Consider the following 13,859-nt stretch of genomic DNA (forward strand, 5'->3'; position numbering starts at 1 on the left):
TAAGGAGAAACACTCATGGCTTACCAAAACATCCTCGTACCAGTGGACGGTTCTGAAACTTCTTTTGCTGCTGTTGCAAAAGCTGCTGAACTTGCAAAAGCATTTGGTAGTAAAATTACTGTGGTTCAAGTACTTACTCTTGACCCATACATTGCTGCAGAATACATCACAGCAAACCAAACCAATGACTTAATTGAACGTGCGCGTGCTTCTATCGTAAAAACGCTAGAAGAGGCGAAACAAAAATTCACTGAGCAAGGTGTTGAAGCTGAAACTAAATTACTTGAAGGTCAAGTCATTGCACGTGAAATTAGCAATGCTGCTAAAGAGTTAAATGCTGACCTAATCGTGATCGGTTCTCATGGTCGTACTGGCTTGAAAAAATTATTCTTAGGTAGTGTTGCTCAAAGCATTTTAAGCGAAGGCACAACACCTGTACTTGTGGTACGCCAATAAGTTTCTTGTTCCTCATTTCTACGGAAATGGGGAACTTTTCGCTTTTTCTTTCTTTTTCACATCTTCATGCACTCAAAACTATACTGTTTTTCATTTCAACAATTTCCTTAAATCGCTTTCCTGACTGCATAATAATTCATCTGCTTAACCTTTACTTTCTTCCCTCTTGTTTCTTCAACGACTCAAGGTCGCCATTGGTATTGTTTTAAATTTACCCTACCTTCCAGCACAACTATATCTTCAGCCATTAGCTTTAATGCCTGCACATTTTCACCCTGAGCATTCAACTTACTTAGGCTAATTTTGCCTTGTGCATTAATCACCCTATGCCACGGTACTTGATGATCTGCTGACAAATGCTTTAAGACATAACCCACTAATCGCGCATGTTTGGGTAAACCTGCCAATGCCGCCACTTGTCCATAAGTTGCTACACGCCCTTTAGGAATTAGACACACCACGGCTAAAATCTGCTGTGCTAATTCATCACTGGATTTTGTAGTAGAAATATTTGGCTTCATAAACAGCCTGATTTCCTGCAATTGTTAAAAAGAAAAAGGAGTGAATCAATCACTCCTTTTATCATAATCATACAAGTTTAAGTCACTTATATTGCGGCATTGAAGGTGTCACAATCGTTAATCAAGCCTGACTTTAAGCCTGTTTGGAACCATTGCACACGCTGCGCACTAGTACCATGCGTGAAGCTATCAGGTACGACTTGTCCACGTGCACGTTTTTGCAAGTAATCATCCCCAATTTTATGTGCAGCGTCCATCGCTTCTTCAATATCGCCCTGTTCTAAGAATTGAGTACGTTGATGGTTGTGATGCGCCCACACACCCGATAAACAGTCTGCCTGTAATTCTTGACGAACTGAAAGCTGGTTGCCCTGCACGTCACTGACTTGCTGACGTGCTTTATGCACTTGTTCAGAAATGCCTAAAATAGTTTGAATATGATGTCCAACTTCATGTGCCACCACGTAAGCTTGTGCAAAATCACCAGCCTGATCGTTTCGGCTAAGTTCAGTCTGATTTTGCTCTCCACCAATCCCCATTTGCTGACGCATGGCTTGGAAGAATGAAGTATCAATATATACTTTTTGATCGGCAGGGCAATAAAATGGCCCCATGGCAGATTGTGCAGTACCACAACCCGAATTCACCACGCCCGTAAACAGTACCAGTTTAGGTGGAATATATTGGCTATTTAACTGCTGCTGAAACACTTGTGACCAGGTGTCTTCAGTATCTGCCAAAACAGTACCTACAAACTCAATGGCTTCTTGCTGCTCAGGGCTTGGGTTATCTAAACCTTTGGTTTCAGCACTTTGTGCATGTGAGGTGACTTGCTTAGTTGCCTGATAAGCAGATTGAGGGTCGACCCCAAAGAACTTCCATGCAACAAAGGCCACCACCAAGCCCAAGATACTGATACCGCCCGCTTTTGCTCCACCGCCACCACGGCGGTCTTCTACATTCGTACTAACTCGACGACCTTTCCAACGCATTATTCTTATCCTTTCTCAATTTTTTGAATGATAGTTCATTCTAAATATAGTCTAAGTCTTGAAGCAGGGCTTATTGACTCTGTTTAGACTTTGGCCATACTTTTTGAATCAGTGTAACCACAATCACAACCAATACACCCGCTAAAATACCCACCGCAAAATTCATTAAGGTTGGCGTTACAGCCCCTACAATGCTGCCCATAGTTGGGATGTCTTGAACATACTCTACTGTATCTTCTGTGAAATGGTGCACAAATGGAATAGCATGATTGATAATACCACCACCCACTAAAAACATGGCAGCAGTCCCAACAACCGACAAAGTTTTCATTAATATCGGGGCGAATGCCAATAAGCCACGACCAATACGTTGTTTAAAATTAGATGGTTGTTCAGTCAGATGTAAACCAATGTCATCAATTTTGACAATAAATGCAACTAAGCCATAGACCCCAACGGTCATGGCAATGGCAATTACGCTTAATACGGTCACTTTGGTTAAGAAACTGGCGGCTGCGACTGTACCTAATGAAATCACCACAATTTCAGCCGATAGAATAAAGTCAGTACGCACTGCACCTTTAATTTTTTCATTTTCAAAACGAGCAAGGTCTTGCTCAGTCTGAATCAATTCTAATTGCGCTTCTGCGGCAGTTTTTGCTTTTTTGTGCTGTAGGGTGTGCATGATCTTTTCAACACCCTCATAGCTTAAGAACAACCCACCAATGACCAATAATGGATTAATCAACCATGCGGCAACCACGCTAATGAGCAGTGCCAACGGTACTAAAATCAATTTATTAACAAAAGAGCCCTTAGCTACCCGCCACACTACAGGTAACTCACGATCTGCACGCACACCACTGACCTGCTGCGCATTCAATGCCAGATCATCACCCAATACCCCTGCTGTTTTTTTAGCAGCCATTTTACTCATGACGGCTACATCATCTAAAACGGTTGCAATGTCATCTAATAAAAGTAATAAGCTGCTCGCCATTGCTTTGTTATCCTTATGCGATTTTCTATCTATTTTAAAACTGTACGCAAATAAACTCTGTATTTACTTCATTAATTTTTTAAACGAATTCAATTCAATCTGTTTAAGGAAGTGACATTGAAAAATGTTATGCCTTACAATGTAGCAATTCATCGGTACATAGATGTCGTAGATACGACTTGGAATAAAAAATGAGTAATCAAGATAATCGTCCTGTGATTTTGACGGGCGATCGTCCGACTGGACAGCTACATTTAGGTCACTTTGTGGGTTCTTTACGTTCACGTGTAGGTTTACAAGACTCGCATCATCAACATCTGTTACTTGCCGATGCTCAAGCCCTGACCGATAACGCCGATAACTTTGAAAAAGTACGTCGTAATATTATTGAAGTTGCTACCGATTATTTAGCTGTAGGCATTGACCCAACCAAGACCACCATTTGCGTGCAATCTTGTTTGCCTGCGCTAAACGAACTCACCATGTTGTATTTAAACTTCGTGACTGTGGCACGTTTAGAGCGCAACCCAACCATTAAATCTGAAATTCAGATGCGTGGTTTTGAGCGTGATATTCCTGCAGGTTTCCTCTGCTACCCTGTGGCACAGGCAGCCGATATTACTGCATTTAAAGCGACTGTAGTGCCAGTCGGCGAAGATCAGATTCCAATGATTGAACAGACCAATGAAATTGTACGTCGTGTGAATCGTCAGATTGGACAAGACCTGTTACCTGAATGTCAGGCTTTATTGTCTAATGTGGGTCGCTTACCAGGTTTTGATGGCAAAGCTAAAATGTCTAAATCTTTGGGCAATACCATTGTGTTAGACGCCACCGACAAAGACATTAAAAAAGCGGTGAATGCCATGTACACCGACCCGAATCACCTGCGTATTGAAGACCCAGGTCAGGTTGAAGGCAACGTGGTATTTACCTATTTAGATGCGTTTGACACCAATAAAGAAGAGCTTGAAGAACTGAAAGCGCATTATCGTCGTGGTGGTTTGGGCGATGGTACCGTGAAAAAGCGTTTAGAAGGTATTTTAAAAGAATTGATTGGCCCTATCCGTGAACGTCGTATCGAGTTGGCAAAAGACCCAGATTACATTATGGACATTTTGAAATCGGGTACAGACAAATGCCGTGATATTACTCAGCAAACTTTAGACGAAGTGAAAGCTGGATTAGGCGTTTTCCGCTTCTAAATCAACTCCCCTAAACACCTGTTTTATCACGTATTATTTAAACACAAAGCCTCTAATTTACTAAAATTAGAGGCTTTTTTATTTCTGCAAAACCTTCAAAATCTCGTTATTTTACTCACACAAAACACTTATTAGTTACGTTACTTAACATCACGTAACTCGAATACTGAGGAAAAGTATTCAGGTTTTGCTTATGATAATCACATGCTTTAGGAGCAATCCTAATTTCATAACATTTCTCCTTTACCGAAACTGTGTATGCAGATTCGTAGTTCCTACGCAATGATCACCCCAATCATTGCGTATTTTTTTGTCTGAATTATCGCCTTGATACCTGCATATACCTAAACTTTTAGCAAATTGTATACATCACAACTGACTCTTTATTAGAGGTAATACAGGACTCAACAGCATCATTGCAAAATTCTACTTGAAGCCAACGGTATTCCAATTAAAGTAACTCTATTCTGTTGTACAGCTTTAAATGTGATGCCCTTATTTATGTCTGGACTCATCCGAACTATTCAGCGTATCAGTCAAATTGGACTCTTGATGACGATTTCCACTTACGCACAAGTACACGCCTTGGTGGTGATACCAGACCACCCTATTCAGTATGTTTTGCATGAGCCGCTAAAACTGCCTAACACAAATTCACATAAACCTAATCTGCACAAGCATCACATTGCAAAAATGCGCATCATGCACATTGATTTAGATTATGTGTTTGACAGCGACAAAGCCCAACAAAAGCGAAATATACAAGCCTTAATTCAGCGCATTAATGCTATTCAACCCAATACCATTTTTTTGCAGGCTTTTGCCGACCCAGATGCCAATGGTTCAGCCGATCAGGTTTATTTTGAGAACCGCCATGTGCCAGTACGGGACAATTTGTTTCAACAGGTGCATCAACTCATTCGTGATAAAACTCAGGTTCAACAAGTCTATGCTTGGCTACCAATGCTGGCTTGGGAATTACCCAAAGCTCAAGATTTAAACTATGTAGAACATCGTCAAGGCGGTCAAAAAGGCTATATTCGCCTTTCTCCTTTTGAAGAGAAAAACTTGGCAATTATTGTCGATATTTTCCGTGATTTTATTCAGCACAACCCTGTAGATGGTGTGCTGTACCATGATGATATTACCTTGTCAGATTATGAAGACTCTTCGGCTTCGGCACGTAAGTACTATCAAGAATGGGGCTTTTCAAAACGAATTTTCAACAATATTCGACACCCTTTGCAGGGACGTTTAGCCAAACACAAAACTGCGTACTTGGATCAATTGGCTGCGGGCATCACCCAAGTTTTAAAGCAATACCAACCGAATTTATTGGTTGCTCGGAACATGTATGCACCTGTGGTGCTTCAACCACAAAGCGAACAGTGGTTTTCACAATCCATGCCAAGTACCTACCGTTATTATGATTACAACGCAATTATGGCCATGCCCTATATGGAACAAGCTAAAGATCACAAAAAATTCTATTTAGATTTAATTCGACATGCAAAAAAATACGACCCAAATTTGGATCGTACTATTTTTGAGGCTCTAGACTAGCAGAATAGATATGTTAGTCTAGAGCCTTATAAAATATTACTTATTACATAATTTTTACTTAATTAATTGATTAAAAAAACTTTATATTTCAATTATTGCACGCTTTCACACATAAAAAATCCCCTTTTACGGGGATTAAATCGATCATTATGTTCTGCTTAATAGGCAATCTAATGATTGAATGATCTGTTAATTAGATTGCCGAAATTTAGCTTAAGCCAAACCTTTTTCCTTAAGTACTTGCAGCATGGTAGAACCTAATTCTGCAGGACTACGTGTATATGCCATTCCCGCTCGCTCAAAGGCAGCAAACTTTTCTTCTGCTGTGCCTTTACCGCCTGAAATAATTGCACCCGCATGCCCCATACGCTTGCCTTTTGGTGCAGTCACACCTGCAATATAACCCACTACAGGTTTGCTGACATTGGACTGAATATATTCAGCAGCCTCTTCTTCTGCCGTTCCGCCAATCTCACCAATCATAATAATGGCATCAGTATCTGGGTCATCTTGGAATAATTTTAAAGCATCAATCTGATTCATTCCTGGAATTGGATCCCCTCCAATACCAATACAAGTCGATTGTCCAAGTCCAAGTTTTGTAGTTTGAGCTACCGCTTCATACGTCAGCGTACCTGAACGTGAAATAATTCCAATACGGCCTGGTTGATGAATATGTCCTGGCATAATGCCAATTTTACATTCGCCTGGTGTAATCACGCCTGGACAATTCGGCCCAACTAAACGTGTTCCATTGCTATTGGTTTCCAAATAGCGCTTAGCCTTGAGCATGTCGATGGTTGGCACGCCTTCTGTAATCACGACAATTAAACCTACGCCTGAATCTACAGCTTCCACAATCGAATCTAGAACAAATGGTGCTGGTACATAAATCACGGATGCATCTGCAGCTGTTTCACGTACCGCTTCTTTCATAGTGTTAAACACGGGTAATTCTAAATGTGTTTGACCACCTTTACCTGGCGTGACCCCACCCACCACTTTCGTGCCATAGTCGAGTGCTTGTGCTGAGTGAAAAGTCCCGTTCTTACCCGTAAAACCCTGAACCAATACTTTGGTGTTTTTATCAATTAATACGCTCATGCCTGATTCTCCTTAAGCTTTCACTGCAGCAACAATTTTTTCTGCAGCATCGGACAAGCCATTTGCAGAAATAAGTTTTAATCCTGATTCATCTAGTAATTTAGCACCTAGCTCTGAGTTGTTTCCTTCTAAACGAACCACCACAGGCACAGTAACATTTACCTCTTGAACCGCTGCAATAATTGCTTCTGCAATCATGTCACAACGTACAATTCCACCAAAAATATTGATTAACACGCCTTTGACTGAGTGATCTGCCAAAATAATTTTAAAGGCTTCAATCACACGCTCTTTGGTTGCACCACCACCTACATCTAAGAAGTTCGCAGGCTGGCCACCATACAACTTAATAATATCCATCGTTGCCATTGCCAAGCCCGCACCATTGACCATACAGCCAATGTTGCCTTCCAAAGCTACATAGTTCAGGTCAAATTCTGAAGCACGCAATTCACGCTCATTTTCTTGTGACTTATCTCGCAGCGCCAATACCTCAGGTAAACGGTACAACGCATTAGAGTCAATTCCGACTTTAGCATCGACACATAAAATCTCACCATTTTCGCGCACTGAAAGTGGATTAATTTCAAACAATGCAAAATCATTATCAATAAATGCCTGATAAGCCGCAGTCATAATTTTTACAAACTGAGTGATTTGGCTATCTTTTAGTTTTAAGGCGAAAGCAACTTCTCGCGCCTGAAATGGCAATAACCCCACCAATGGATCGACTTCTACTTTAATAATTTTTTCAGGGGTTTCTTCTGCGACTTTTTCAATTTCAACCCCACCTTCGGTAGATGCCATAAAGGTGACACGACGGCTTGAACGATCTACCACAGCACCTAAGTACAATTCGCGCTCTACAGGATAGACATCTTCTGCAACCAAAATACTGTTTACCGGCTGACCATAAGCATCAGTTTGATAAGTGACCAAGCGTGTACCAATAATTTCATTGGCATAGTCTGCAGCTTCCTGTGCAGATTTCACCACTTTTACACCACCCGCTTTACCACGGCCACCCGCATGTACTTGCGCCTTCATTACGGCAAATTTTCCACCAAGTTGCTCAAAGGCCTGCACAGCTTCTACTGCTGTCGTGGCCAAGATTCCTTCCTGAACAGGCATGCCATATTTTTTTAATAGCGCTTTCGCTTGATACTCATGTAAATTCATTGACTAACCTTTTACTACTTCTTTTATTCAGTTCTCACCACCCGCATCAAATCTTGGTTTGATCTTGGTCTTCCATGGTGGTGCTATTTTCTATGCTCTTTATTTTTAGATGATTATTCCCACAAACACAACCATCAAATGTAAAAAGAGCGGCCTAAGCCGCTCTTTTTAGTGTTATTTGCGTTTACGCTGAATCGCGTGAATCGCACGCCCATCCACCGCTAAAGCAGCTTCATGCACTACTTCAGAGAAAGTTGGGTGACCAAATGTCATTAATTGTAAATCTTCAACTGAAGATACAAATTCAAGGGCAATCATACCTTGGTGAACAATGTCAGACGCCGCAGGGCCAATTACATGCATGCCCAATAGACGATCTGTTTTTGCATCTGCTACAAACTTCACAAAGCCTGCACCTTCACCAGCAGCTAAAGCACGACCATTTACAGCGAAACCGAATTGACCAGTTTTCACTTCATGGCCTTTTTCTTTGGCTTGCTCTTCAGTTAAACCTACCCACGCCGCTTCAGGGTGTGTGTAAATTACTGAAATGATGGTGTCGTAGTTCACTTGTGCAGCATGGCCATGAATACGTTCAACAGCCATCACGCCTTCTTCCATTGCTTTATGTGCAAGCATTGGACCACGTACCAAGTCACCAATTGCATATACACCCTCAACAGAAGTTGCACACCAATCGTTTACTTCAACTAAACCACGTTCAGTCAGTTTAATACCACAGTCATCAGCCAATAAGCCTTCTGCATAAGCACGACGACCTACACAAACAATTAACTTGTCAAAAGTTTGTTCTTTATCTTCGCCACCTTGGGTATATTTAACTGTAACTTCACGACCGTTAATTTCAGTACCTGCAACTTTTGCACCGATACGGATGTCCATACCTTGCTTAGTCAACAGTTTTTGGTAGTCTTTAGCCAATGCTTTGTCAGCCATTGGTAAAAATGCATCCATTGCTTCAAATACTACAACTTCTGCACCCAAACGACGCCATACTGAACCAAGCTCAAGACCAATGACACCTGCACCAATCACACCTAAACGCTTAGGTACTTCAGGGAACTCAAGTGCACCTGTTGAATCAACAATCAGGTCTTGATCTACTGGCGCTACAGGAATGTTAACTGGTACAGAACCTGTCGCAAGAATGACATATTTAGGCTCTAGAACCTGAGTTTCACCTTCGTGAGAAACAAACTCAACTTTCTTGCCAGCAAGTAATTTACCTGTACCTTTTAACCACTCAATACCGTTACCTTTTAATAACTGATCAATACCGCCAGTCAATTGGTCAACGATTTTGTCTTTACGTGCTAAAAGTTTTGCAAGGTCAAACTGTACTTCGCCTGTGGTGATACCGTGATCAGCCAAGTGATGCACTGTATCTTCATAACGATGTGAAGAATCAAGTAATGCTTTAGATGGGATACAACCCACGTTTAAGCATGTACCACCTAAAGATGGTTTGCCTTTATGAATACGTTTTTCGATACACGCAACTTTAAAACCAAGTTGTGCAGCACGAATTGCCGCTTCATAACCACCTGGGCCACCGCCAATAACAACAAGATCAAATTGTTGAGACATTTTTATCTCCAAAAATGGGCTTAGAGGATCGCTCCAAGCCCACTGATTTATTCTTTAGAATTAAAGGTCAAGGATGAGTTTAGCTGGTTCTTCTAACAATTCTTTGATTGTTACAAGGAAACCTACAGCTTCTTTACCATCAATTAAACGGTGGTCATAAGAAAGCGCTAAATACATCATTGGCAAGATTTCTACTTGGCCATTAACCGCCATAGGACGCTCTTGGATTTTGTGCATACCCAAAATTGCAGTTTGTGGCGTATTTAGAATTGGAGTAGATAACAATGAACCGAAAGTACCACCGTTAGTAATGGTGAATGTACCGCCAGTCATGTCTTCAATACCCAACTTACCGTCACGTGCTTTGTAAGCATAGTCACGGATACCGTTTTCTACTTCAGCATAGTTCATACGGTCTGTATCACGTAATACAGGAACCACTAGACCACGGTCAGAAGATACAGCTACACCGATGTCGTAGTAACCGTGATACACGATGTCATCGCCATCAATTGAAGCGTTAACAGCAGGATAACGCTTAAGTGCTTCAGTTGCAGCTTTCACAAAGAAAGACATAAAGCCTAAACGTGCACCATGACGTTTTTCAAACGCATCTTTGTATTGTGCACGCATTTCCATGATTGGCTTCATGTTTACTTCGTTAAACGTAGTCAACATTGCAGTTTCTTGAGTCGCTGCAAGTAAACGCTCAGCAACACGCTTACGTAAACGTGTCATAGGAACACGTTTCTCGATACGCTCACCTACCGCAACACTTAATGGCGCAGCTGCAGCAGCAGGTTTAGTTTGATGATTTGCAACATCTTCTTTAGTGATACGACCACCACGACCTGTACCCGCTATGTCTGCAGCATTGATACCTGTTTCAGTCAAGGCTTTACGTACTGCTGGCGCTTGGTCAGCAACAGGTTGTGCACGCTCAACAACAGGTGCAGCACCCGCTTCAGTTTGTGCTGCAGCTTGCTCTACCTGACCTTCAGATTGAACTGCTTGAGTTTGAGCCGCACCAGAAACAGCGCCAGCTTCAAATTGAGCAATTACTTCGTCAGAAAGAACGGTGTCGCCTTCGTTTTTAATGATGACAGAGATCGTACCATCTGCAGGAGCGACTACTTCCAAAACAACTTTATCGGTTTCAATGTCACAGATCACTTCATCACGTGATACTGCTTCACCTGGTTGTTTGTGCCAAGTTGCAATCGTACCGTCTGCAACTGACTCTGGAAATACCGGTGCTTTAATTTCGGTTGCCATTACTTCGAATCTCCTGTTATTCAGCTACGATCGCAAGCGCGTCATTGATGAGCTGAGCTTGTTGTTTTGCATGCAAATATGGTGAACCACACGCTGGTGCTGCAGATGCTTCACGACCCGCATAACTAATACGAATCTGTTTACCAGTTTTCATTACGTCATCATATAAACGTGGCGCGATGAATAACCAAGCACCTTGGTTCTTCGGTTCTTCTTGAGCCCAAACAAGTTCGTTCACGTTTGGATAAGAAGCAAGAACTTCAGCAATACGTTGTTCTGGATATGGGTACAACTGTTCAATACGAACAATTGCAGTGTTGTTCAATTCTAATTCACGACGTTTTTCAAGCAAGTCGTAATAAACCTTACCACCACATAGCACTAGACGAGTCACGTCTGACTTGTTGATGTTATCAGTTTCATCAATCACAGTCTGGAATGTACCAGTTGCAAGCTCATCCAAGCTAGACACAGCTAACTTGTGACGAAGTAAAGACTTCGGCGACATGATGATCATTGGCTTACGGATTGGACGAATCGCCTGACGACGTAAAGCGTGGAAAATCTGTGCTGGTGTTGTTGGTGTCATCACTTGCATGTTTTCTTCCGCACAAAGCTGTAAGAAACGCTCTAAACGTGCAGATGAGTGCTCTGGACCCTGACCTTCAAAGCCGTGTGGAAGTAGCATAGTCAAACCACACACACGCTCCCACTTGGTTTCACCAGATGAGATGAACTGGTCAATCACCACTTGAGCACAGTTTGCGAAGTCACCAAATTGTGCTTCCCAAATGATCAAGCTCTTCGGAAGTGTCGTTGCATAACCGTATTCGAATGCCAATACTGCCATTTCAGACAATAAAGAGTCGTAGATTGCAACACGTGGTTGGTTCTCTTTGATATGGCATAACGGAATATAAGTTTTACCATCGACTTGGTTGTGCAATTTTGCGTGACGGTGTGAGAAAGTACCACGACCTACGTCTTCACCAGTCAAACGAACTAAATAGCCTTCATCCAACAAAGTTGCATAAGCTAAAGTTTCAGCTGCACCCCAGTTCAGTGGCATTTCACCCGTTTGCATTTTTAAGCGATCATCAATCACTTTTGCAACTTGGCGCTGCATCACGAAACCTTCTGGAAGTTTACGCATGGTTTGACCAAGTTCTTTCAAACGCTCAACCGGGAAAGTCGTATCCCAAACGTCTGTATAGTCATGACCTAAATACGGAGACCAATCTACAAACATTTTGGTATTTGGCTCAAGTACCAACGCATTCGCAACGTGATTACCCGCTTCCAAATCAGAACGGTAGTCTTCAACCATTTGATCTGCCGCAGCGCGATCCAACACACCTTCTTGTACCAATTGGTCAGCATATAAAGTACGTGTTGTGGTCTTTTTGTTAATCACTTGGTACATCATCGGCTGAGTTGCTGCTGGCTCGTCAGCTTCGTTGTGACCACGACGACGGTAGCAGAACAAATCAATCACAACGTCTTTACGGAATGTGTGACGGAAATCATGTGCCAATTGAGATACAAAAATCACAGCTTCAGGGTCATCGCCATTCACGTGGAAAATTGGCGCCTGAATCATTTTTGCAATGTCAGTACAGTATTCTGTAGAACGCGCGTCACGTGGGTCAGAAGTTGTGAAACCAACTTGGTTGTTAATCACAATGTGAACTGTACCACCTACGGTATAACCGCGAGTTTGTGACATTTGGAAGGTTTCTTGGTTAACACCTTGACCTGCAAATGCTGCGTCACCGTGTACGATTAATGGCAATACGTCATCACCACCAATGTCTTTACGACGTACTTGGCGTGCACGAACAGAACCTTCAACCACTGGACCAACAATTTCCAAGTGTGATGGGTTAAACGCAAGTGCCAAGTGTACTTCACCACCTGGTGTCATCACGTTAGATGAGAAACCTTGGTGATATTTCACGTCACCCGAACCTTTTTTATGTAAGCTCTTACCTTCGAACTCACCAAATAGGTCTGCTGGGTTTTTACCCATGATATTCACAAGTAGGTTCAAACGACCACGGTGTGGCATACCAATCACAACTTCTTTACAACCTACAGCACCTGCACGTTGAATAATTTCGTTGACCATTGGGATAAATGATTCACCGCCTTCTACACCAAAGCGTTTAGCGCCCACGTATTTGTTACCTAGATATTTTTCTAGACCTTCAGCTGCTGTTAAGCGCTCAAGTACATGTTTCTTTTGGTCTGCAGTGAACGTAAATTTACCGCGTGCGCTCTCTAAGCGTTGTTGAATCCAGCGTTTCTCTTTGGTATCAACAATGTGCATGTATTCTGCACCAATTGAACCGCAGTAGATTGACTGCATGGCTTCAACCATTTCACCTAGGGTCGCTTCAGCTTTATCAATCGCCAAGTTACCTGTGTGGAATACCGTGTCTAAATCTGACTTGGTTAAACCATGCGCAGCAAGATCTAAATCTGGCACGTCTTCACGTTTTGCCAAACCTAATGGATCTAATTTTGCTTTTTGGTGACCACGGTTACGGTAAGCTGCAATCAGTTGCAACACGCCAATTTGACGTTGTTCGTGTTCAGAACTCACTGAACCTTGAACAATGGCTTGAACGCGATTTGAATTACGACCTAATAAAAGGAATTGCTCACGTACATTGCTGTGTGGTTGATCACCCTTCGGGAATTTATCGAAATATTCACGCCAATCAGCACCGACTGATTCCGGTGACGTCAAATAATGCTCGTAAAGTTCTTCAATATACGCTGCACTATCAGCGGAAAGTTCAGTGTCAAGACGCAGTGCGTCAGCAACTTCTTGCATTTGTGGACCCATTTCCTATTGCAAAAACATTTTCCAGGATGCTTTTTAAGCAAAACCCATGATTGATAATGTCAAATTGGTAACATGACATTAGTCCCCAGTTGACAAATGTCATGA

At 42.1% G+C, this 13,859-nt stretch carries 11 protein-coding genes; 3 read left to right on the forward strand and 8 right to left on the reverse strand.

The window, feature by feature from the left end; genetic code table 11:
• The first annotated feature begins 15 nt into the window (after positions 1-15).
• A complete protein-coding gene (locus tag ACNS8M_RS10325; protein WP_168418853.1) occupies positions 16-456 on the forward strand; it encodes a universal stress protein in 441 nt (146 codons plus the stop codon).
• Between the two features lie 182 nt (positions 457-638).
• On the opposite strand, the gene ACNS8M_RS10330 is transcribed toward ACNS8M_RS10325, so the two are convergent.
• From ACNS8M_RS10330 to ACNS8M_RS10340, 3 genes are all read right to left on the reverse strand, one after another.
• Positions 639-977, reverse strand: a complete 339-nt coding sequence (locus ACNS8M_RS10330) for an MGMT family protein (RefSeq protein WP_168418854.1) — start codon at positions 975-977, stop codon at positions 639-641.
• Between the two features lie 86 nt (positions 978-1,063).
• The gene (locus tag ACNS8M_RS10335; RefSeq protein WP_168418047.1) at positions 1,064-1,969 is read right to left on the reverse strand and encodes a neutral zinc metallopeptidase; all 906 of its coding nucleotides are present in this window, start codon (positions 1,967-1,969) and stop codon (positions 1,064-1,066) included.
• Positions 1,970-2,039: 70 nt separating this feature from the next.
• Positions 2,040-2,969: a DUF808 domain-containing protein gene (locus tag ACNS8M_RS10340; protein WP_168418046.1), complete on the reverse strand. Its 930-nt coding sequence runs from the start codon at positions 2,967-2,969 to the stop codon at positions 2,040-2,042.
• A gap of 191 nt (positions 2,970-3,160) precedes the next feature.
• On the opposite strand from ACNS8M_RS10340, the gene trpS reads away from it, so the two are divergent.
• Entirely contained in the window at positions 3,161-4,174 is a 1,014-nt protein-coding gene (gene trpS / locus ACNS8M_RS10345) for a tryptophan--tRNA ligase (protein WP_168418045.1), read from the forward strand.
• A gap of 501 nt (positions 4,175-4,675) precedes the next feature.
• On the forward strand, positions 4,676-5,737 hold the full coding sequence (locus ACNS8M_RS10350; RefSeq protein WP_228278937.1) for a poly-beta-1,6-N-acetyl-D-glucosamine N-deacetylase PgaB: 1,062 nt from the start codon (positions 4,676-4,678) through the stop codon (positions 5,735-5,737).
• 213 nt (positions 5,738-5,950) lie between these two features.
• Here ACNS8M_RS10350 and sucD read toward each other — a convergent pair whose 3' ends face one another.
• The 5 genes from sucD to ACNS8M_RS10375 form a co-directional block, all read right to left on the reverse strand.
• Positions 5,951-6,841: a succinate--CoA ligase subunit alpha gene (sucD, locus tag ACNS8M_RS10355; protein WP_019836778.1), complete on the reverse strand. Its 891-nt coding sequence runs from the start codon at positions 6,839-6,841 to the stop codon at positions 5,951-5,953.
• Positions 6,842-6,853: 12 nt separating this feature from the next.
• Positions 6,854-8,020, reverse strand: coding sequence for an ADP-forming succinate--CoA ligase subunit beta (sucC, locus tag ACNS8M_RS10360; RefSeq protein WP_168418044.1), 1,167 nt, complete (start codon positions 8,018-8,020; stop codon positions 6,854-6,856).
• 174 nt (positions 8,021-8,194) lie between these two features.
• A complete protein-coding gene (gene lpdA, locus ACNS8M_RS10365; RefSeq protein ID WP_168418043.1) occupies positions 8,195-9,628 on the reverse strand; it encodes a dihydrolipoyl dehydrogenase in 1,434 nt (477 codons plus the stop codon).
• 60 nt (positions 9,629-9,688) lie between these two features.
• Positions 9,689-10,903, reverse strand: coding sequence for a 2-oxoglutarate dehydrogenase complex dihydrolipoyllysine-residue succinyltransferase (gene odhB, locus ACNS8M_RS10370; RefSeq protein ID WP_168541657.1), 1,215 nt, complete (start codon positions 10,901-10,903; stop codon positions 9,689-9,691).
• Between the two features lie 16 nt (positions 10,904-10,919).
• Positions 10,920-13,742: a 2-oxoglutarate dehydrogenase E1 component gene (locus tag ACNS8M_RS10375; protein ID WP_216076194.1), complete on the reverse strand. Its 2,823-nt coding sequence runs from the start codon at positions 13,740-13,742 to the stop codon at positions 10,920-10,922.
• Between the last annotated feature and the right edge of the window lie 117 nt (positions 13,743-13,859).

Origin of the sequence: Acinetobacter sp. A2 (assembly GCF_048537555.1) — a bacterium.
Lineage (GTDB): Bacteria > Pseudomonadota > Gammaproteobacteria > Pseudomonadales > Moraxellaceae > Acinetobacter.